This is a genomic window from Kiloniella antarctica (assembly GCF_042682825.1).
GTDB classification, from domain to species: domain Bacteria; phylum Pseudomonadota; class Alphaproteobacteria; order Kiloniellales; family Kiloniellaceae; genus Kiloniella; species Kiloniella antarctica.
In genome coordinates this window covers 827,681-849,424 of record NZ_JBHUII010000001.1, presented here as the reverse complement: position 1 = coordinate 849,424, position 21,744 = coordinate 827,681, and the positions used below count along the sequence as shown (strand labels likewise).

The 21,744-nt window shown below is 45.7% G+C and carries 21 protein-coding genes; 18 read left to right on the top strand and 3 right to left on the bottom strand.

Annotation, left to right across the window (positions count from 1 at the left end):
* The first annotated feature begins 14 nt into the window (after window positions 1-14).
* The 18 genes from ybeY (at window position 15) to ACFSKO_RS03980 (ending at window position 18,386) form a co-directional block, all read left to right on the top strand.
* Window positions 15-641, top strand: coding sequence for an rRNA maturation RNase YbeY (ybeY, locus tag ACFSKO_RS04065; protein ID WP_380248674.1), 627 nt, complete (start codon window positions 15-17; stop codon window positions 639-641).
* Window positions 634-1,575, top strand: coding sequence for a hemolysin family protein (locus ACFSKO_RS04060; protein ID WP_380248672.1), 942 nt, complete (start codon window positions 634-636; stop codon window positions 1,573-1,575). The genes ybeY and ACFSKO_RS04060 overlap by 8 nt, the downstream gene beginning before the upstream one ends.
* Before the next feature lie 5 nt (window positions 1,576-1,580).
* Window positions 1,581-3,203: an apolipoprotein N-acyltransferase gene (gene lnt, locus ACFSKO_RS04055; RefSeq protein WP_380248670.1), complete on the top strand. Its 1,623-nt coding sequence runs from the start codon at window positions 1,581-1,583 to the stop codon at window positions 3,201-3,203.
* Between the two features lie 100 nt (window positions 3,204-3,303).
* Window positions 3,304-3,786 carry a helix-turn-helix domain-containing protein gene (locus tag ACFSKO_RS04050; protein WP_380248669.1) on the top strand — a complete coding sequence of 161 codons (483 nt, stop codon included), beginning with the start codon at window positions 3,304-3,306 and terminating at the stop codon, window positions 3,784-3,786.
* Window positions 3,787-3,990: 204 nt separating this feature from the next.
* Window positions 3,991-5,163, top strand: coding sequence for a methionine adenosyltransferase (metK, locus tag ACFSKO_RS04045; protein WP_380248667.1), 1,173 nt, complete (start codon window positions 3,991-3,993; stop codon window positions 5,161-5,163).
* Window positions 5,164-5,189: 26 nt separating this feature from the next.
* On the top strand, window positions 5,190-5,897 hold the full coding sequence (gene trmB, locus ACFSKO_RS04040) for a tRNA (guanosine(46)-N7)-methyltransferase TrmB (protein ID WP_380248665.1): 708 nt from the start codon (window positions 5,190-5,192) through the stop codon (window positions 5,895-5,897).
* Window positions 5,898-6,167: 270 nt separating this feature from the next.
* Window positions 6,168-6,713 (top strand): ribosome maturation factor RimP, encoded by a 546-nt coding sequence (gene rimP / locus ACFSKO_RS04035; protein ID WP_380248663.1) that lies wholly within the window; start codon window positions 6,168-6,170, stop codon window positions 6,711-6,713.
* A gap of 127 nt (window positions 6,714-6,840) precedes the next feature.
* Entirely contained in the window at window positions 6,841-8,379 is a 1,539-nt protein-coding gene (gene nusA / locus ACFSKO_RS04030) for a transcription termination factor NusA (RefSeq protein WP_380248661.1), read from the top strand.
* 17 nt (window positions 8,380-8,396) lie between these two features.
* Entirely contained in the window at window positions 8,397-9,056 is a 660-nt protein-coding gene (locus ACFSKO_RS04025; RefSeq protein ID WP_380248659.1) for an RNA-binding protein, read from the top strand.
* Between the two features lie 17 nt (window positions 9,057-9,073).
* Window positions 9,074-11,770, top strand: coding sequence for a translation initiation factor IF-2 (gene infB, locus ACFSKO_RS04020; protein ID WP_380248657.1), 2,697 nt, complete (start codon window positions 9,074-9,076; stop codon window positions 11,768-11,770).
* A gap of 41 nt (window positions 11,771-11,811) precedes the next feature.
* A complete protein-coding gene (gene rbfA / locus ACFSKO_RS04015; protein WP_380248655.1) occupies window positions 11,812-12,279 on the top strand; it encodes a 30S ribosome-binding factor RbfA in 468 nt (155 codons plus the stop codon).
* Complete coding sequence (gene truB, locus ACFSKO_RS04010; protein ID WP_380248653.1) at window positions 12,279-13,208, top strand: tRNA pseudouridine(55) synthase TruB; 930 nt, start codon at window positions 12,279-12,281, stop codon at window positions 13,206-13,208. Before rbfA ends, truB begins: the two co-directional genes overlap by 1 nt.
* Window positions 13,209-13,244: 36 nt before the next feature.
* Window positions 13,245-13,514, top strand: coding sequence for a 30S ribosomal protein S15 (gene rpsO, locus ACFSKO_RS04005; RefSeq protein WP_380248651.1), 270 nt, complete (start codon window positions 13,245-13,247; stop codon window positions 13,512-13,514).
* Between the two features lie 235 nt (window positions 13,515-13,749).
* Window positions 13,750-15,867 (top strand): polyribonucleotide nucleotidyltransferase, encoded by a 2,118-nt coding sequence (pnp, locus tag ACFSKO_RS04000; protein WP_380248649.1) that lies wholly within the window; start codon window positions 13,750-13,752, stop codon window positions 15,865-15,867.
* Window positions 15,868-16,021: 154 nt separating this feature from the next.
* Window positions 16,022-16,777, top strand: coding sequence for a glycerophosphodiester phosphodiesterase family protein (locus ACFSKO_RS03995; RefSeq protein ID WP_380248647.1), 756 nt, complete (start codon window positions 16,022-16,024; stop codon window positions 16,775-16,777).
* Between the two features lie 180 nt (window positions 16,778-16,957).
* Window positions 16,958-17,266, top strand: coding sequence for a DUF1272 domain-containing protein (locus ACFSKO_RS03990; RefSeq protein WP_380248645.1), 309 nt, complete (start codon window positions 16,958-16,960; stop codon window positions 17,264-17,266).
* 91 nt (window positions 17,267-17,357) lie between these two features.
* Window positions 17,358-17,975, top strand: a complete 618-nt coding sequence (locus ACFSKO_RS03985; protein WP_380248643.1) for a pyridoxamine 5'-phosphate oxidase family protein — start codon at window positions 17,358-17,360, stop codon at window positions 17,973-17,975.
* Between the two features lie 9 nt (window positions 17,976-17,984).
* A complete protein-coding gene (locus tag ACFSKO_RS03980; protein ID WP_380248641.1) occupies window positions 17,985-18,386 on the top strand; it encodes a GFA family protein in 402 nt (133 codons plus the stop codon).
* Between the two features lie 248 nt (window positions 18,387-18,634).
* On the opposite strand, the gene ACFSKO_RS03975 is transcribed toward ACFSKO_RS03980, so the two are convergent.
* From ACFSKO_RS03975 to fabA, 3 genes are all read right to left on the bottom strand, one after another.
* A complete protein-coding gene (locus ACFSKO_RS03975; RefSeq protein WP_380249430.1) occupies window positions 18,635-19,411 on the bottom strand; it encodes an enoyl-ACP reductase FabI in 777 nt (258 codons plus the stop codon).
* 84 nt (window positions 19,412-19,495) lie between these two features.
* Window positions 19,496-20,719: a beta-ketoacyl-ACP synthase I gene (fabB, locus tag ACFSKO_RS03970; RefSeq protein WP_380248639.1), complete on the bottom strand. Its 1,224-nt coding sequence runs from the start codon at window positions 20,717-20,719 to the stop codon at window positions 19,496-19,498.
* An 83-nt stretch (window positions 20,720-20,802) separates the two neighbouring features.
* Window positions 20,803-21,312: a bifunctional 3-hydroxydecanoyl-ACP dehydratase/trans-2-decenoyl-ACP isomerase gene (gene fabA / locus ACFSKO_RS03965; protein WP_380248637.1), complete on the bottom strand. Its 510-nt coding sequence runs from the start codon at window positions 21,310-21,312 to the stop codon at window positions 20,803-20,805.
* Between the last annotated feature and the right edge of the window lie 432 nt (window positions 21,313-21,744).

Below are 21,744 nucleotides of genomic sequence, written 5' to 3'. Positions count from 1 at the left end.
AGTATAGGTTCGCAGTGTCTGACTTGATTATGACAGAGGCTATGGAACGTTCTCTTGAAATAGATAACGATGCCTTTTCCACGATAGGCTTGGAAATTGGTGTTGAGGTCCGGGATGAACTTTGGGAAGAGGATCTCCCCCATTGCCGTGCTCTGATCCACCGTGCGGTTCTTTTGAGTTATGTTTTGGGAGGCTTTTCCTCTGAGGCTTCCTGTGTTGAGATCACGTCGATTTCAGAAGCTGAACTGTCTGTTGTTCTTTCAAACGATCCTGATATTCAAAAATTAAATCTCGAATACAGGGGAAAAGGCAAGCCAACTAATGTGTTGTCATTCTCAACACTGGATGACCCTGCAGAAGAAAATTTGGCTCATCAGCGAGGTGTTCTATCTCTTGGCGATATAATTTTATCTCGAGAGACCTTGATCTGCGAAGCAAAAACGCAATCTAAGAGGTTAGAAGATCACTTTACTCACCTGTTAGTGCATGGCGTTTTGCATTTATTGGGCTACGATCACTTGTCAGAAGATGAAGCATTAGAAATGGAAAGTCTCGAAATCGAAATATTGAGCAGACTCGGTATCAAGAACCCCTATGAGCTGGATGGTGATCGGCTCATAGAAGGTGCTATTGATGAGTGAAATATCTGATAACAGTAAAGTACTGCAAGACCAAGAAGCTGATGCTCCTTCTCGGGGGGGTGTGTGGAGCTGGGTAACGGGCCTTTTTGGCATCAAAGCAAGTGATTCCTCTCTTCGGGAAACCATGGAAGAGATTATTGACGAAATTGAAGGTAGTGAGGACGAACTTGAGTCCTCAACCCCTATTGGCGCTGACGAAAAAATGATGCTGGGAAATATTCTCAAACTCCGGCATCTTACCTGTTCTGATGTAATGGTTCCCCGGGCGGATATTGTTGCTGTTGATATTGATACTTCAATTAGTGACCTCATCGATATGATGAGTGATGCGGGGCATTCCAGGCTTCCGGTTTTTCGGGAAAGTCTTGATGACGTTGTTGGAATGGTACACATCAAGGATGTTTTGGAATATTCCAAAGGATCAAGGAATCCTAATCTCTCAACTATTGTGCGGCGAGTTTTGATCATTGCTCCTTCCATGCGTGCTATCGATTTACTTTTGGAGATGCGTATGTCGCGGGTCCATATGGCACTGATTGTGGATGAGTACGGCGGTATCGACGGTCTGGTTACCATTGAGGATCTTGTCGAAGAGATTGTTGGGGAAATCGAAGATGAGCATGATACGGATGAGGGGCCTCGTCTCTTTCCTCGGCCTGATGGCTCTTATGTTGCTGATGCGCGTTGCCCGATTGAAGAGCTTGAAGCAAAAATTGGAAATATCCTCACTGAAGACGAACGAGAAGAAGATATTGATACCCTGGGAGGGGTTGTCTTTTGGCTTGCAGATCGGGTCCCAGCACGTGGCGAGTTGATCGAACATGAAGACACTGGAATCATTTTTGAAATCCTTGAAGCTGATCCCCGGCGTATAAAGCGTTTACGCGTGTGGAAGAGCGAGGCAGTAATGGCCGAAGAAAAGGCTGAGGAATAGCTGAAATGATTGTGGGGAGAGGGCTGGTTGGTTTGTTCAGCCTGAGTGTAAGGCTACGTGGGTTGACTGGCTGGAAACGATACGCAATCTCCTCTTCTTTGGGTGCTGTTTCCGCAACCGCTTTTGCTCCCTTGTTTTTGTTTCCATTGCTTATTCCTGCCTTTACGGGGCTGCTCTGGCTTTTTCAAGGTGCTGAAAACCCTAAGAAAGCAGCCTTGGTCGGGTGGGCTTTTGGTGTTGGGCACTTTGCTGTTGGTTTGTACTGGGTTGGAGCCTCCTTTCTCGTTCACAGTGCGCGCCATGCCTGGATGATGCCTTTTGCTGTGTTGGGTCTAGCTGTCGGGATGGGGCTTTTTCATTGTCTTATTGGGTATGCGTTGGCACGCTTGAAATTTCGCGGAGCCGACCGCTTGATTGCATTTGTTGCTATTTGGTTGGCTGTTGAGTGGCTTCGGTCGTGGATTTTTACTGGATTCCCCTGGAATTTACTTGGATCTGTTTGGACTTTTTCTGATTCGATGCTGCAACTTGCAAGCATCACAGGGGTCTGGGGGCTAAGCATTATTACTCTTTTTGCCGCTGCTGCCCCGGCGATTTTATTTGAAGAAAAAAATCTTGATATTTCAGAGCTAAAGCGACGGGTTGCATTTGTTTTTATTGCACTCCTGTTCCCTCTTGTCGTCTGGGTTGGAGGTACCTTGCGGCTGAACGCTGTGCCTCCTGCCGGCGTGGATTATGTTGAAAATGTAAATTTAAGGCTGGTGCAGCCAAACATAAATCAGGCGGATAAATGGAAGCCCAAATTAAGAGGGAGTCATGTCGTCAAACAGATCGACATGAGCGTCAGTGAAGGATTTAAAGATGTTACTCATGTAATTTGGCCGGAAACAGCTGTTCCTTATATTCTTTCCTCCAATAGTGAATTGAGATCTTCGATCTCTCGCGTCGTTCCCCCCTCTGGTTTTCTGATCACGGGAGCTCCGAGGATAGAGGAGGTTACTTTGTCTGGTGAAGAGGGCGGAGTTGGTCGGGAGTTTAAAAACTCAGTTCATGTACTAAACCGGCTGGGAGATATTGTTGGAACCTATGATAAGTTTCATCTGGTTCCCTTTGGTGAATATGCGCCTTTAAAAGATTGGTTACCATTTGTTGAGAAATTAACCGCGGGTAGTTCAGATTTTTCACCAGGGCCTGGACCTCAAACCTTATCCATGCCAGGTCTTCCGCCCGTAAGCATGCTTATTTGTTATGAGATTATCTTTCCGGGAGCTGTTGTCGACTCTTCGAAGCGTCCGGAATGGATACTCAATGTGACAAACGATGGGTGGTTCGGTATCACAAGTGGTCCTTATCAACATTTCGGTATGGCACAACTCAGGGCTGTTGAAGAAGGGATCCCTGTTATTCGGGTTGCGAATACAGGGATTTCGGCTTCTATTGATGCTTATGGTAGAGTGATTAAAAGTATTGGTTTAGGAGAAGCCGGAGTTGTAGATACAAGATTACCAAAAACAACCTCTGCAGTTACTGTATTCTCAAGGATTGGAAATTTTTCAGTGCTTTTTATGGTGATTTTCCTGTTACTACCATTGGTAATCAAATCTAGAATCCGTGTAAAACTAAAATAAATACACTTTTTTATAGAAATAAGTTGACGGCATACGATAGTATGCATAACTATACTCGTATAGATGGTTGCTTGTGTGTGTAGTTTAGAGAGAGTGTATAATGGGACAAGTAAAAGAAAATGTACCAGTGCGTGGTAAAGGCAAACCGAACCCGGTAGATGTTCATGTTGGTAGTCGTGTGCGGTTGCGCCGTACTCTTCTTGGTATGAGTCAAGAAAAGTTGGGTGAAGCAATTGGGCTGACTTTTCAACAAGTGCAAAAGTATGAACGTGGTGCAAATCGCGTTGGTGCAAGCCGACTTTATGATCTTGCACGTGTATTAGAAGTTCCGGTTGGCTATTTCTTTGCAGATATGCCAGACGAAGTCGCTTCTCAATCTCCAGTGCGTCTTCGCGAAATGAGTGAAGAGAAAGTGGATACTTTTGTTCATGAAGCCGACCCGATGGCGAAAAGAGAAACGCTTGAATTGGTGAGAGCTTATTACAAAATCGTTGATCCTCATGTACGGAAACGTCTTTTTGAGATGACGAAAGCACTTGGCACTGCTGCGGAAGCTTCAGCAAGCGGTGTTGCTGCGGAATAAATTCTTTAATTAGGATTTGATAAATGGTCCAAGTGTCGCTTTTTCTACCAATTGACATTTAACCATTGCATAATAAGGCGCGATCAGGCATTGCTGATCGCGCTTTTTGCATTTAATTTTGCAATTGATCTGGCATGGGTCGCATAACGTTTTAATCCGGTGTCCTGATCAAGCTATTTATAATTTTTATAGGAAGGGGTTGTCGTGCGACTTGGCAGCTATCTTTTCACAAGCGAGTCTGTGTCTGAAGGACACCCAGACAAAGTTTGTGATCGTGTATCAGATTCTATCGTAGATCTATATCTATCTCATGACCCGCAATCGCGTATTGCTGTCGAAACGTTGGCCACAACAAACCGTATTGTGTTGGCTGGTGAAGTTCGTGGTCCTGCTGAGGTGACTCCAGAAGTCATTGAAGAAGTGGCGCGTCAGGCTGTACGTGATATCGGATATGAACAGGACGGTTTCCACTGGCAAAATATGGATGTTCAAAACTACATTCATGAACAGTCAGTAGATATTGCTCAAGGTGTTGATGCCGCAGGAAACAAAGATGAGGGCGCTGGTGATCAGGGCATCATGTTTGGTTATGCTTGCAAAGAGACCGAAGCTTTTATGCCTGCTCCGATCTTTTATTCTCATAACATTTTACGCTCTCTCGCTGAGGTTCGGCACTCCGGTGAAGAGCCTGGCTTGGGCCCCGACGCAAAGAGTCAGGTAACTCTTGAGTACGTTGATGGAAAGCCTGTTCGTGCTACGTCCATTGTGGTTTCGACCCAACATGCTGAAGGTGTTTCTTCCGAGGAAATTCGTGAAATTGTGCGTCGTCACGTGATGAAGGAGATGCCTGAAGGTTGGATGTGTCCCGAAGATGAGTTCTACGTGAACCCGACGGGACGTTTCGTGATTGGTGGCCCTGACGGTGATGCAGGTCTGACGGGTCGTAAGATCATCGTTGATACCTATGGTGGTGCTGCGCCTCATGGTGGTGGTGCTTTCTCTGGTAAAGATCCAACCAAGGTTGATCGGTCTGCGGCTTATGCTGCGCGTTACCTTGCTAAAAATGTTGTTGGTGCTGGTCTTGCCGAGCGGTGTACGATTCAGGTTTCTTATGCCATCGGTGTTTCAAAGCCTTTGTCTTTGTATGTGAATACACACGGTACAGGGCTGGTAGATGAGCAGAAACTTCCAAGTATTCTTATGGATATCATGGATCTTTCTCCACGGGGAATCCGTGAGCATTTGAATTTGAATAAGCCTATTTATGCCCGTACAGCAGCTTATGGACATTTTGGGCGTCGTCCTGAAGATGATGGAGGCTTCTCATGGGAGCGTCTTGATCTTGCTGATGGCCTTAAATCAGCTTTTAATCTGTAAAAGCTGTTATTGTAGAGACTTGTGTAATGAGCGATCCTGTTAAGCGTAGTATTTTTTATGGCCGCCGACAGGGTCGCCCACTACGAAAAAAAGCAACAGAACTCGTAGAGACAGTTCTGCCTAAGATTTCAGTTCCAACAGGTGATCTGGATGATATCAAGCTGATTGATTTAGATAATTTGTTTGGTAACTCAGGCCGTGAAGTCTGGCTCGAGATTGGATTTGGTGGTGGCGAACACCTTGCTTGGCAAGCTGAACACAATCCCGAAGTGAATTTTATTGGTGCTGAGTATTTCATCAATGGCGTGGCAAGCTTATTAGGGCATCTTGATGATAATGGCGCTCAAAACGTTCGCATTTATCGTGGTGATGTTCGTGATATGTTGCCGTTCTTGCCTCCGAGTTCTCTGTCAAAAGTTTTTATTTTGTTTCCTGATCCTTGGCACAAAGCTCGGCATAACAAACGTCGTATTGTTCAGCGCGAAACTCTCGATCGGTTGGCTGAACTTTTGGTCGATGGTGGAGAGCTCCGCATGGCGACTGATGATATGGGGTACTTGCAGTGGATGTTGGAGAGAACAGTTCCACACCCGGATTTTGAGTGGATTGCAGCTTCGAAACAAGACTGGAATCAACGTACCGAAGATTGGCCAAAAACCAGGTACGAAGAAAAAGGTATCAAAAAAGGCTGTAAGCCTGGCTATCTTCGATTTACGAGATTGCCGAGAAGTTGAAACTCTCCCTCTCGCGACTTTTTTGTGGCAGGATTTCTTTCTGGGGCGCAGAAAAACTAGCTCTGGTGACTTGCTGATAAAACCACTTGCGCTTGAAATGTGCTAGAGGTACAGTGCGCGCGGGACACACTTTGTTGTAGCCCGCTACATCGAAGTTTTGACAGCGGGCCTTATGGCCCATTTTTTGTACCTAAAATCAGCGTAAATTTCTGTTTATTTGCTATATAATAAGCAGTGAGCAGGCGCTTTAATACAAACGGAGTAAAGTTTTTGTCTGACGCTTCAGGAGGTTCCATACCTCTTCTTGCTAAAACGAGTGAAGGTAAGGCTGCCCAAATTGAGCAGATTATAGCCCCGACTCTGGCATCTATGGGCTTTGATATCGTTCGTGTTATGGTTACGGGTGGTGAAGAACGAAAAACCTTACAGGTCATGGCTGAGCACAGTGACCACGAGGCGACTATGACCGTTGAGAATTGTTCAGACATTAGTCGTGCAATTGAGGCGATGTTAGAAGTCGAAGATCCAATCGCGGGTGCTTTTCGTCTGGAAGTAAGCTCAGCAGGAATTGATCGTCCTTTAACACGATTGGCTGATTTCGCTCGGTTTGCTGGTTTTGAAGCCAGAATAGAGATGTCTATTAGCGTTGAAGGTCGTAGGCGCTTTAAGGGACGACTCCTTGGTGTAAAGGATGAAGCTATTCATCTCGATCTTGAGGACGAAGACGCTGAAATTTACTTACGCTTTCAGGATATGTCGCGAGCAAAGCTCATATTGACTGATGAATTGATTGCAGCAGCACAGGCTGGCGGGTAACGCGCCACTTGTAAAGAATGTGCGTAGTGTTGGTAAATCATACCTTCGCTATAGAATGAACATAGTAAACTGACTCTCCAGGATAACAGTAGCCTGGCATCAGTGTAGATTAAGGATTTTAGGGCGCATGGAAACGACTGCTCTTTACAGAACTGAACTTCTTCAGGTTGCCGCTGCCGTTGCGCGGGAAAAAAGCATTGAATGTGACGAAGTCATAGATGCGATGGAGCAGGCTATTTCTAAAGCCGGACGTGCAAAATATGGTCATGAGCGTGATATTCGTGCTGAAATTGATCGGAAGACTGGTGAAGTGAGACTGAGGCGCTACACAGAAGTGGTTGAGGAAGTTGTAAACGACCTGACCCAAGCGACTTTGAAAGATGCAAGAGTACGCCAGGCCGACATTGAAATTGGAGAGTTCTATTATGATGAACTCCCTCCGATTGATCTGGGACGTATTGCTGCGCAAACAGCGAAGCAAGTTATCGTTCAAAAGGTACGTGATGCTGAGCGTGCACGTCAATTCCGTGAGTACAAAGATCGCGTTGGTGAAGTTATCAACGGTGTGGTGAAGCGGAATGAATTTGGTAATGTGACGGTTGACCTCGGTAAAGCCGAAGCAATTATGCGTCGTGACGAAACTTTGCCGCGTGAAAACTTCCGCAATGGCGACCGTGTTCGTGCATACATTTACGATGTGCGTGAGGAACCACGGGGACCGCAAATTTTTGTATCTCGTTCGCACCCGCAATTCATGGCTAAACTGTTTTCACAAGAAGTACCTGAAATTTATGACAATGTGATTGAGATCAAAGCCGTTGCTCGTGATCCGGGAAGCCGTGCAAAAATTTCTGTACAATCGCAAGATTCGTCAATTGATCCAGTTGGCGCATGTGTTGGTCTTCGCGGTAGCCGAGTACAGGCAATTGTGACAGAACTCCAAGGTGAAAAAATTGACATTATTCCTTGGTCTCCTGATGTCGCGACTTTTGTTGTAAACGCTCTTGCGCCAGCAGAGGTGTCTAAAGTTGTTCTTGATGAGGATACAAATCGTATTGAGGTTGTCGTGCCTGATGATCAGTTGTCATTAGCAATTGGTCGTCGCGGGCAGAATGTTCGTCTGGCATCAATCCTGACAGGTTGGGATATTGATATCATGACTGATGATGAGGAATCTCGTCGTCGTCAGGATGAAACCAAACAACGTTCACAAAACTTTATTGATGCTCTGGATGTTGATGATGTTATCGCTCATCTTCTGGTCGCGGAAGGTTTTGAAAGTGTTGAGCAGGTTGGATTTGTTCCAGTTGATGAACTGGCCGCAATTCAGGGTTTTGATGAAGAGATTGCTGAAGAACTTCGTAACCGTGCGAGAGCACATCTTGAGGTTCACGAGAAAGAACTGGAAGAATCTCGTAAGAACCTTGGTGTCAGCGATGATCTTATGTCCGCCGAAGGCCTGACGAGTGAACAACTTGTACACCTTGGTGAGCAAGGTGTTAAAACACTTGATGATCTTGCTGATCTTGCCGGTGATGAATTGGTTGAAATGCTTGGCGCGGATCTCGTGATCACAGAGGATGAAGCAAATGCTGTTATTATGGCGGCGCGTGCGCACTGGTTTAAAGATGAAACTGCAGACTCCGAAGGTTCCGAGGACGCGTAGCTCAGGGGATCGATACTGTGGTTAAATCTGTATCTGGTTCTAAGGCTGGGGGAAAAAAGAAAGTTCGATGGAAGCGAAAGAGTGACCCCGAAAGGCGTTGCATCGCATCTGGAGAGCTTTTCCCCCAATCGAACTTGCTTCGATTTGTGGTTGGACCAGACGGTTTTGTTGTTCCTGATTTGTCTGGAAAACTGCCTGGACGCGGAATCTGGTTGTCTCCAAGCCGGGATATGTTAGAGAAGGCGTGTAAAAAACAATTATTCGCTCGTTCGGCTAAAGCGAAGGTCAAAGTTGCAGACGATATGATCGATCAACTTGACGCGCAGCTAACGAAACGTTGCCTTGATGCTCTAGGTCTGGCAAAACGTGCAGGACATTTAGTAGCAGGGTTTGAGAAGACTAAAGCTTGGCTTTCCTCTGGGAAAGTCAAGGTGCTGGTTCAAGCCGCTGATGCGGCAGAAGATGGGCGCGGTAAAATTCGTGCATTGGCCAGGGCTATAGACCCTGACATGCTAACAAACGAAATTTTTACTGCGCAGGAACTAGGGCAAGCGTTGGGCCGGGAAAGTTGGGTTCATATAGCGCTTAGGCCAAGTGGAATCGCTGATAAGTTCGTCGTGGATACGACGCGGTTGTCAGCCCTAAGAGGAATTGCGGGAACCCCCGCCAAAGAGTAAGTGGACGCCTGAAAGACATGACCTCGAGCAAGGACACCAAGCAGAGCAAAAAGCCGCTGACACTTAGTCGGCCAAATTCGCTTGAGTTGAAAAAAACTGTTGAAACCGGACAGGTTAAACAGAGCTTTAGCCATGGGCGGTCTAAGTCCGTTACCGTGGAAGTCAAGCGCAGTCGTACCTTTGAGCGTGGCGAGAGTGGACGGATGGCTGAAGTCACCACACCTGAGCCACAGCTTACTGAAGCGCCAAAGCCCAAAGAGGCTGTGGTTGTTAAAAAAGCGCCTGCTGCGAAAAAGCCTATTAAGCCTAAAGCAACTCAGGACAACTTGACGAATGCTGAAAAAGCAAAGCGTATGCAGGTTCTTACTGCTGCGCGCCAAGCTGAAGAAGGTAAGCGGCAAGCTGCTGAAGAAGAAAAGCTGCGCTTAGAAGAAGAGAATAAGCGTAAGGCTGTAATTCAAGCTGAAGAAAACGCCCGTCTTAAGGCTGATGAAGCTGAAAGATTAAAGCAGGAAACAGAAGCTGCTCGTGTTGAGAATGCAAAAAGCTCAATGGAGAAAGCTGAAGACGAAGCTAAAGTTGCTGCACGCGCTACGACGGAAGCTCGTAAAAAACGTGAAGCTGCAGAACGCGCACCTGATCGACGTCCTGCGCGTCAAGAAAAGCCAAAACCTAAGAAAAAACCTGCTGCAGCTCCAACAAGTGTTGGTGATGCGATCGCTCAAGAGCTTGGTGGCCGTGTTAAGCAAGGTAATAAGCCGAGCTTTACGCCTAAACAGGCTACTGACAAAAAAGAGAGCACTGGCGATCGCCGTAATAAAGGTAAATTGACTATTTCAAGCGCGACTTCGGATAATGATGGACGTCAACGTTCATTGGCATCTGTTAAACGTCGCCGTCAGAAAAAACTTCAGCAAGAGCGTGGCGGAAACCGTGCAGCTCCTATGAAAGTTTTACGTGAAGTAATTCTGCCTGAAACGATTACAGTTCAGGAACTTGGTAACAGAATGGCTGAACGGGCTACTGATGTTATTAAAGAACTGATGAAGCTTGGTGTTATGGCCACGATCAATCAGACGATTGATGCTGATACAGCCGAATTGGTTATTCAAGAACTTGGCCATACGTACAAACGAGTCACGGATGCTGACGTTGAACAAGGCATTCTTGGTGTCGAAGTCGATGACGAAGGCGATTTGGCCACACGTTCTCCTGTTGTGACGATTATGGGTCACGTCGATCATGGTAAAACTTCGTTGCTTGATGCGATCCGCTCTGCTGATGTCGTTCGTGGTGAAGCCGGCGGTATTACCCAGCACATCGGTGCCTATCAGGTGAACTTGAAGTCCGGAAATAAAATTACTTTCTTGGATACTCCGGGACACGCGGCTTTCACCGAAATGCGTCTTCGTGGTGCAACGGTTACAGATATTGTTGTTCTCGTTGTTGCTGCTGATGACGGCATCATGGAACAAACGATTGAAGCGATTAATCACGCGAAGGCATCAGGAGTTCCTATTATTGTTGCGATCAACAAAATGGATAAACCGGGTGCTAATTCTGACCGTGTGAAACAAGAACTGCTTCAACACGAACTCGTCGTTGAAGATATGGGTGGTGATGTTCAGACAGTCGAAGTTTCAGCCAAAGCTCAAACGGGTCTGGATAAGCTTGAAGAAGCGATTATGCTTCAAGCTGAGTTGCTCGAACTTAAAGCGAATTCTGATCGTGACGCAATCGGTACTGTGATCGAATCCAAGCTTGATAAAGGGCGTGGCTCTGTTGCTACTGTTCTGGTTCAAAAAGGAACACTTGTCGTTGGTGATATTTTTGTCACTGGTAGTGAGTGGGGTCGTGTCCGTGCAATGACCAACGAGCGTGGTCAACAGATCACAGAAGCTGGTCCTGCACTTCCTGTCGAAGTTCTTGGCCTAAACGGTACGCCGAATGCTGGTGACGATTTCATCGTTGTTGAAAATGATGCCAAAGCCCGTGAAATTGCTGAATACCGTGAGCAAAAGAAGAAAGATCTTGCTGCTGCTGCAGAAGGACGTGGTTCTCTGGAACAGATGCTTGCCAAATTAAAAGAAGGCCAAGCGGAAGAGTTGCCTGTTATTATTAAGGCTGACGTTCACGGCTCAATGGAAGCAATTGCGACCAGCCTACAGAAAATGAATACCGACGAAGTTAAGGTTAACATTCTTCACACTGGTGTTGGTGCGATTAACGAATCCGATATCACATTGGCTCAGTCTACGGGTGCTTTTGTTATTGCGTTCAACGTTCGTGCCAATCCGCAAGCCCGTGAAATGTCTCGTCGTGAGAACGTCGATATTCGCTATTACTCTATCATATATAACGTTGTAGATGATGTGAAAGCGGCATTGAGCGGTATGCTTGAGCCTGAACAACGCGAGAAATTCCTTGGTTACGCAGAAATGCGCGAAATCTTTAATATTACCAAAACAGGTAAGATTGCTGGTTGTATGATTACCGAGGGTATTGTTCAGCGTGGCTCAAAAGTACGTTTGCTTCGTGATAATGTTGTAATCCACGATGGTACTCTTAAAACTTTACGCCGCTTCAAAGAAGAAGTTAAGGAAGTTAAAGAGGGTTACGAATGTGGTATGGCCTTTGAAAACTATTTTGACATTCAAGTTGGCGATCAGGTTGAGTGTTACATCATCGAGGAAATCGCCCGAAAGCTTGATTAAGCTTTCGGCAGCGATGCCCAGCGATGAAGGGATGATTTCCGGTGAGTTCAAATTCTAAAAACCGCAGTGGTACACCTAGAAGCCAAAGGCAACTACGTGTAGGTGAAGAGATTCGCCACGGTATGTCTCAAATCTTGAATCGAACAAGTTTTAATGACCCTCATCTCGAGGGGGTCATTATTACTATTTCTGAAGTTCGACTTAGCCCCGACCTCAGGAATGCAACGGCTTTTGTTGTGCCTTTGGGTGGTGCTGATTTGGGTTTGGTTACGGAGTCTTTGAATAAGGCTTCGAGTTTCTTTCGCCGTGAATTAAGCCAAATGTTACGCTTACGAAGCTGTCCTCGGATTGGTTTTGAGGCAGACACATCGTTTGATGAAGCTGCTAAAATTAACACGATCCTTCAGAGTGATAACGTTCAACAAGATCTTCGTCATGATGACGATGACTTGATGGATGATTCTAACGATATCGAGTCGCACTCTGAGGATGGCGACGCCGAGGTATAATGGCCCGTAGGAAAAAAGGCTTACCCATTCATGGGTGGTTGGTCATTGACAAACCACTCGGTGTCACATCGACTCAGATTGTCGGAAAGGTTCGTCGCCTCCTTAATGCGCAAAAAGTTGGTCATGGTGGCACTCTCGATCCTTTAGCAACCGGGCTTCTTCCGCTTGCCTTTGGGGAAGCTACAAAGACAGTTTCTTATGCTATGGATGGTCGGAAAAGTTATCGATTTGCTGTAAAGTGGGGCGAGGCAACTTCTACCGAAGATCTTGAAGGCGACGTCATCGAGACGAGTACTCATAGACCCAAAAAAAATGATATTCTTCAATCTCTTGAGAGTTTTAAAGGCGAAATAAATCAAGTTCCCCCCAGATATTCTGCTATTAAAGTTGATGGGAAAAGAGCCTATGATTTAGCCCGGAGCGGGGATGAAGATTTTGAAATGAAGTCCAGAATTGTTCGTATTGATCGATTTGACTTGATCGAAATGCGAAACAAGGACGAAGCAGTATTTGAAGTTGATTGCGGGAAGGGAACTTATGTTAGATCTCTTGGCCGCGATATTGCCAAGGCACTTGGAACTTGCGCACATGTGACGGAGTTACGCCGTACACGCGTGGGACCCTTTACTTTGGAGCATGCGATTTCACTGGAATCTCTTGAAGAGATCGGGCATAGTCCCGCTGCCGAAGAGCTATTGCTCCCGGTAGAGACCGCGCTGGACGACATCTCGGCGTTGGCCTTATCAGAAACCGAAGCGACCCGCCTGCGACATGGTCAGCCGTTATCAATGATAGCTAGGCATGATCTGGAGCGGATCGGTGACTTGGTTAACGGAGACGTTTTTCTGGCAACAGAAAACGATAAACCGTTAGCTTTGGCCCGATTTGAAAAAGGTGAGGTGAGATCGGTGCGTGTTTTAAATCTCTAGGTTTTGTCCTAGATAGCTTTTAAAGAAGGAAAAGCGATGTCGATTACGGCTGAGCGTAAGCAAGAAGTTATTAAAGAATTCGCCACTATCGAAGGCGATACAGGTTCTCCAGAAGTACAGGTAGCTATTCTATCTGAACGTATCAATAACCTGACTGAGCACCTCAAAGATCACAAAAAGGATTTCCATTCCCGTCGTGGTCTCTTGGGCATGGTTGGTTTGCGTCGTCGTCTTCTGGACTACACGAAAAAGAAAGATCAAGCTCGTTACGAAGCTCTGATTAAACGTCTCGGCCTACGCCGTTAAGGTATAGGTAGTTTCTGCGACGCCCGGCCAACAGCGAAATTGATTTCCTGTTGGCCGGGTGTACCTATATTCATAGATTGGATTTCTCTCTTAATCTTCATGAATATTTCTTTGATATTGTTTCGGGGGTCGGGGCAATATTAAGTCAGAGCCGGTCCTGCGAAAGCTGTCTAGAAACAGACAGCTTTCGTAGGCCCGGCAAAGTTTAACCGGCCCATTATTGTAAGGAAAACTGATGTTTAACATCTATACAAAAGAAATTGAATGGGGTGGTCGTACCCTTAAGCTGGAAACCGGTCAGATTGCACGTCAAGCTGATGGTGCGGTACTTGCGACTTATGGTGATACTGTTGTTCTTTGTACCGCGGTTGGCGCACGTAGCGTTAAACCTGGTCAGGACTTCTTTCCACTAACTGTTAACTATCAAGAAAAAACATATGCTGCTGGTAAAATACCGGGCGGTTTTTTTAAGCGTGAAGCACGTCCTTCAGAAAAAGAAACATTGGTTTCTCGCCTGATTGACCGCCCATTGCGTCCATTGTTCGCTGATGGTTATCTCAACGAAACACAGGTTATTTGTACTGTTGTCAGTCACGATCTTGAAAATGATCCTGATATCATTGCTATGATCGGCGCATCTGCGGCTCTGACAATTTCGGGTCTTCCTTTCCTTGGTCCAATCGGTGGTTGTCGTGTTGGTTACAAAGACGGTGAATACCTTTTGAACCCATTGATGCCTGATTATCCGGAAATGGATCTTGATCTGGTACTTGCTGGTACACACGAAGGTGTGTTGATGGTGGAATCAGAAGCTCAAGAGCTTTCTGAAGAAGTAATGCTCGGCGCGGTAGCTTTCGGTCATGAGCAAATGATGCCTGTGATCAACGCGATTATCGAATTGGCTGAAGAGTGTGCAAAAGATCCACGTGAAATCGCTCCTATTGATCCAGCCGTTGCTGTTGTTAAAGAAAAACTGATCGCAGGTGGTATTCTCGATAAGTTTGCTGATGCTTATGGCGAGCAAGAAAAGCTTCAACGTCAGGTTAATATTGCTGCGGTTAAGGCTGCTGCACTTGAGAGTCTTGAAGGCGATGAGGTTTCTATTGCTGGTGGTTTGTTTAAAAAACTTGAAGCACAGGTTGTTCGTGGCTCTATTTTGAAAACCAGCATGCGTATTGATGGCCGTAACACCAAACAGGTTCGTCCTATTGTAGCCGAAGTTGGTAAGTTACCACTCACTCACGGTTCAGCACTTTTCACTCGTGGTGAAACTCAGGCGCTTGTGACTTCTACACTGGGCACAGGTCAAGATGAGCAGATCATCGATCAGCTTGATGGTAGCTATCGTGAGCATTTCTTGCTTCATTATAACTTCCCTCCTTATTCCGTTGGTGAAGCAGGTTTCCTTCGTGGTCCTGGTCGTCGTGAAATTGGTCATGGTAAACTTGCATGGCGTGCGATCCGCCCATTGTTGCCAACCAAAGAAGATTTCCCATACACAATGCGTGTTGTTTCTGAAATTACAGAATCAAATGGTTCTTCTTCTATGGCGACAGTGTGTGGCGCATCTCTTGCGTTGATGGATGCTGGAGTTCCTCTCGGATCACCAGTTGCTGGTATTGCTATGGGGCTGATTAAAGAAGGCGACGATTTCGCTGTTCTTTCTGACATCCTAGGTGACGAAGACCACCTTGGTGACATGGACTTTAAAGTAGCTGGTACCGTCAATGGTGTGACAGCTCTGCAGATGGATATTAAAATTACATCTATCACGCAGGAGATCATGAAGGTTGCTCTTGAGCAGGCACATGAAGGTCGTCAGCACATCCTTGGTGAAATGTCCAAAGCTCTGACATCTGGACGTGAAGGTGTATCTGAACATGCACCACGCATAACGACTTTCAGTATTCCAAAAGAAAAAATTCGCGAAGTAATTGGTACTGGTGGTAAAGTTATTCGGGAAATTACCGAAGAAACTGGCGCAAAGATCGATATCGACGATGATGGAACCATCAAAGTTGCTGCTGTTGATCAAGAAGCTGGTGATGCTGCTGTTAACTGGATTAAATCTATTGTTGCTGAGCCAGAAGTTGGCGTTGTTTACGATGGTAAAGTTGTCCGTTGTGTTGATTTCGGTGCTTTTGTGAACTTCATGGGTGCCCGTGATGGTCTGGTTCATATCTCTGAACTGGAAGATCGTCGTGTTGGCAAAGTTACTGAAGTTGTAAACGAAGGTGACATGGTTAAGGTGAAGTGCATCGGTGTTGAGCGTGGTGGTAAAGTTAAACTTTCCATGAAGCGTGTGAACCAGGAAACTGGTGAAGACCTTGAAGCAAACGCAGAAGCTGAATAAATATTCTGGTTAATTGATGTAAACTGGACTCATTACATCAGTTAAACTGGTAATTGACCTGTCACAAAAAGCAGGTATTAAGAAACGGATGATCCCCTGGGATTGTCCGTTTTTTCTTTGGGGTGCTGACCCGCTTGTGACAGGGAGAAGGAGCATGGCAAACGCCACTCCGAAAGTTATATTACCAAGGGTTCAGGCCCATCGTGGGGCAAAAGGTGTCCGGCCTGAGAACACTATGGCGAGCTTGCGTGAGGCTCTTGTGCAGGGTGCTTCTTGGACTGAGTTTGACGTTAAGTTGTCAAAAGACGGTATCCCGGTGCTCTATCATGATCAGGACCTGAAACGGACCTCCGGATTAGATGGGTTGGTAAAGGATTATACCTTTGATGAACTTCAGGCGATCGAGGCTGGCGCTTGGTTCGCCCCCTCATTTAAAGGTGAAAAAATTCCTTCCTTAGAAGAAGTTTTACAATTTCATATCGACAATGGGCTGCATGCCAATATTGAATTAAAACCCTCTGATGGCGAAGAGGCTGCAACTGCACGGGCTGTCGTTACTTTGCTCAACAGAGTTTGGCCGGATGACTTGGCAAAACCTTTGTTTAGTTCTTTTAAACGTGAAGCACTCGCCGTAGTTCGGGATCTTGCGCCTAGTTTTCCGCGCGGTCTTTTGCTTTATGATGACACCAGCGACTGGCAAAAACATGCTGCGAGCTTGAACTGCACGACCATTCATCTGTGGCATAAGATGTTTACGCCTGAACTCATCACCGAGATCAAACAACTCGGGTACGGCATCGCGACCTATACGGTCAATGACGTTGATCGTGCTAAGGAACTCGTTGCTATGGGTGTTGAGAGTATCATTACTGACTTTCCAAAGGAAATGATAGAAGCGATTGGTATTTAGCCGATCTACGCGTAGTCACAGGTAGGAAATATAAAAGTTAATTCCAAGAGACCACCGGCGTTAATTTTCCGAGACGAAGGCACTTTGCAAGAGGCCAAAATGGCAACTATTGACGTGTAACTGTCATTGTTGTCATTCGATCTATTCAACATAGTGTTTAAAACTCTTAGGAGATAAAATATGCTTGATCTACGCCCCAATTGCGAGTGTTGCGACAAGGACTTACCACCAGCTACTACCGAGGCAATGATTTGTACGTACGAATGTACTTTTTGTATAAATTGTGTAGAAAGTGTTCTTTCTAACGTCTGTCCGAACTGTGGTGGTGGTTTCTCGCCACGCCCTATCCGTCCTGCTATCGAACATAGAAAAGGTCTGAGTACGCTTCATCAACCACCTTCGAACAGGCGTGTACGGACGAAATATTCCAAAGAAGAGTTGAAAGCACTCGCTGATCCGATAAAGTCTCTACCACCTGAAAAGCGATAGGGTGAAGTCGAAAATACTGGCTGCCTTAATCGCTTTAAAGGAGAGAACGTTTTCCGGGTTCCCCAACTTTTAAATAGATTGCAGAGCAGTTATGTCCCATATCATTAAAACGGTCGAAGATTTACAGGCTATTTATGGCGAAAGAAGTCCAAGGGCCGATAAAAAAGTACTTTCCCGCTTGGATAAACATTGCCGCACGTTTATTGCTCATTGCCCGTTCTTGACCTTGGCGACTTCGAGTGAGGCAACGGGTACGGATTGTTCTCCCAAAGGAGATGCCCCTGGGTTTGTTAAAGTTCTTGATGACACGCGGCTTGCAATCCCTGATCGTCCAGGAAATAATCGCATCGATAGCCCTTTGAATATGTTGGATAATCCCCAAATCGGTTTACTTTTTATGATACCAGGAGTGAAAGAAACGTTGCGTGTGAACGGTAACGTGGAAATTTCGATCGATCCTGCGCTGTTAGATATCCTGTCCGTTGAAGGAAAGCGACCTCGGTGTGCTTTTATCGTGACGGTTAAAGAGGCTTATATTCATTGTGCAAAGTCGATCATGCGCTCTGATTTGTGGAATCCAGAAAAACATATCGAGCGTAAAACTTTACCATCAATGGGAAGAATATTAGCTGACCATATTGCAGAAGAACTGGATGCTGAAGCTTATGATGCCTCGATGGAAGAACGCTATCGCAAAGAGCTTTACTAAGGAACGGGTATGAAGACAAAATTCAAAACTGGTGGGTGCCTCTGCGGTGCGGTGCGGTACGAAATAAAAGGCCCTTTGCGTGATTCAATTGCCTGTCACTGTGTACAGTGCCGAAAAACCAGTGGTCACTACGTATCTGCGACGGCAGTTCATAAACTTGATTTTGAGATTATAGAAGATACCGGACTGAAATGGTACCAGTCTTCGTCCTATGCCAAGAGAGGTTTTTGTAGCGCATGTGGTTCCAGCTTATTTTGGGATATGGATGACCGTGATCTTATGGGTGTAATGTCAGGAACACTGGATGGGAAAACCGGGATTAAAACCTCGACCCATATCTATGTCGGGGATAAGGGCGATTATTACGAGCTGACAGATGATCTCCCCAAATTTGATGGATACGAAAAATAGAAAATTCCTGAAAATAAAATTGCCTGAATATCTCTAAGTAAGGCGCAAAAAGGGATTAGAGTTACATAAGCTTCACTTATCCAAAGGGATGGCTTTTATTCGGTAAAGTTCTGCCCTGTACCTGAAGTAAAGGGGCATAATTTATATGCGGTAATACAATATTAAACGTCTGAAGGGAGTGAAAAAAAAGGCCGCCAAACAGGCAGCCTTTCCCGAAAATAGGGTAAGTACCCTAATTATTGCACGTACTAATCACGTTTTGGACTTGGAATTGCAGTTACGTTGAAACCGGCATCAACAAAATGCACCTCACCAGTAACACCAGCAGATAAGTCAGATGCGAGATAAAGTCCGGCATTACCAACTTCTTCTAACAACACGTTACGTTTCAGAGGGGAGTTGTCCCGTGTAAAGCCATAGGTGTATTTTGCATCAGCAATAGCAGATCCTGCAAGAGTACGCATTGGTCCTGCAGAAATAGCGTTGACGCGGGTGCCAGTGGGACCAAGGTCCGCTGCTAGATAACGTACAGAGGATTCAAGAGCTGCTTTGGCAACGCCCATAACGTTGTAGTTCGGTGTTACGCGTTCGGATCCGAGATAGGTTAACGTTATCAAGCTACTGTTTTCGCTCAGGAATGGTGCCGCTTTTTGGGCGACTGCAGTAAAGGAATAGCAGGATATGGACATGGTGTTACGGAAATTAGCCCGCGTGGTGTCCACATAGCGTCCCTTAAGCTCTTCCTTGTCAGAATAGGCGATCGCATGGACTACAAAATCCAGACTACCCCATTGTTCTTTCAAGGTAGAAAAAACATTTTCAAGTGCTTCGCTATCTTCTACGTCGCACGGCAGGACCAAATTTGATCCTACTGATGCAGCCAGAGGTTCAACGCGTTTTTTAAATGCATCACCTTGGTAGGTGAAAGCGAGTTCTGCGCCTTGGCTGTGTAACGCTTGAGCAATCCCCCAGGCGATGGAGTGGTTATTGGCGACGCCCATAATCAGGCCGCGTTTTCCGTCCATCAATGCCGTTGTCATCGTCACGTTATTACCTTTCAGTCTTAATACTGCTTATATCGAGCTCTATCGATGTTTCTAAAACGTTATCTATTTGTTTAAGCGTTTGAAGACCAACGAAGCATTGGTGCCGCCAAATCCAAAGCTGTTAGACATGACGCAGTTGATATTGTCATCATCTCTACGCTCTAGAAGGATTGGCATACCTTCGCCTTCTGGATCGAGTTCTTCGATATTTGCTGATGCACACAAGAAGTTGTTGTTCATCATAAGCAGGGAGTAAATAATTTCTTGTACACCTGTGGCACCCTGTGAGTGACCAGTCAGGGACTTGGTGGAAGAAATCCAAGGAACTTTTTGTCCCTCAAAAGCTTCCTTGATCCCCTTGAGTTCTATGTTATCGCCAACAGGTGTCGATGTGCCGTGTGCATTGATGTAATCTACAGGAATGTTTCCAGCCTCATTGATCGCCATTTTCATACAACGGACGCCACCTTCTCCAGAGGGGGCGACCATGTCTGCACCATCAGATGTTGCCCCGTAGCCAACGAGTTCACCATAAATTTTAGCGCCACGGGCTTTGGCATGTTCGTATTCTTCTAGAACAACAACACCACCACCACCTGAAATAACAAATCCATCGCGGTTAACATCAAAAGCACGGGAAGCTTTGGTTGGGTTATCGTTATATTTGCTGGAAAGGGCACCCATAGCATCAAATAGAACGGTCAAGGTCCAGTGCAGTTCTTCACCACCTCCGGCAAAGACGATATCCTGTTTACCCATTTGAATGAGCTCTGCACCATTACCCACACAGTGTGCAGAAGTGGAACAGGCTGACGTAATGGAGTAACTATGGCCCTTGATCTTGAAGGCCGTGCCCATATTTGCAGAGTTTGTGGAACCCATTGCGCGTGGGACCATATAAGGTCCAACCCGTTTCGGACTCTTTGTTCTAGCAATGTCTGCGGCTGCTACTTGGTTGGAAGTCGACGAACCACCTGATCCCATCACAAGTCCGGTACGAATGTTGGAGACGAGATCATCTCCAAGGCCAGCATCTTTGATGGCCTCTTTCATTGCGATATAGTTATAGGCTGATCCGTCACCCATGAAGCGCCGGAGTTTACGATCAACCAAGGCATCAAGATCAATATTAATTGATCCGTGCACATGGCTACGGAAACCCATTTCAGCATAGGTTTCACAATATTCTATACCAGAGCGACCTTCCTTAAGGGAATCAATCACTTCTTCCTTGTTATTCCCGATGCTGGAAACAATTCCAAGTCCGGTGACGACTACGCGACGCATCTGCAGTGTCCTTACATTTGTTACGCCGCGAAATTATGTTCCGCGGCTGAAGAGTCAGGTCGAAATCAAGTTACTTGAAAGGATTAATCTGCCTGAAAAAGGCCGACTTTCATGTCTTTAATTTCAAAGGCAACGTTATCATCAGCCATTATGATGCCGTCAGATACGCCCATAATCAATCTACGATTAATGACACGTTTCATGTCAACTTTGTAGGTTACTTTTTTGATGTCAGGAGTGATCATACTTTTCAGTTTCACTTCACCAACACCAAGAGCGCGTCCACGACCAAGTAATCCGCTCCAACCCAGGAAGAAACCAGTCATTTGCCATACAGCATCTAAGCCCAGACATCCCGGCATAACAGGGTCGCCCTCAAAGTGGCATTTAAAAAACCATAGATCAGGGTTGATATCAAATTCAGCAATAATTTGCCCTTTTCCATGCTCGCCACCATCTTCATTGATGGTCGTAATCCGATCGAACATGAGCATTGGAGGCAAAGGTAACTGGGCATTTCCAGGACCAAAAAGTTCACCACGCCCACAAGTCAAAATTTCTTCGTAGGAGTAGCTGTTCTGGCGTTCGCTCAAAGGTTTATCCACCGTTTTTTATGTTGTTTTCCGAACCTCAGACCTAAGCGGCCGAATCCGGGCTGACTATAACACAGGCATACCGTGCCGTGGCAATGTTCTTCAAGTTGTAACAGGTCGTTTATTAAGGAATTTTTTACGTGATGTTACATGAAAGAGTAATATTGAACTGTCATGTGTTGTCTCCAGACTAAATTATCAATTGAAAATTGTAAATATTTTGCCAATTAACCCCTCCATTAATTTAGGGAATCCTATTTTGGAGAATATCCTTTGGGAGTATGGGATTGCTTTGTTGATTAAGAGCGTACTTATTCGGCTTTGTCCCTGAAATTTTGGAAATGGTCAGTAGCTGAAAACGACAAAAACGATGTCACCTGTAAAATTAATCTGAATAACGTATAACAGAGTGAATTAGAGTGATAATGAAGC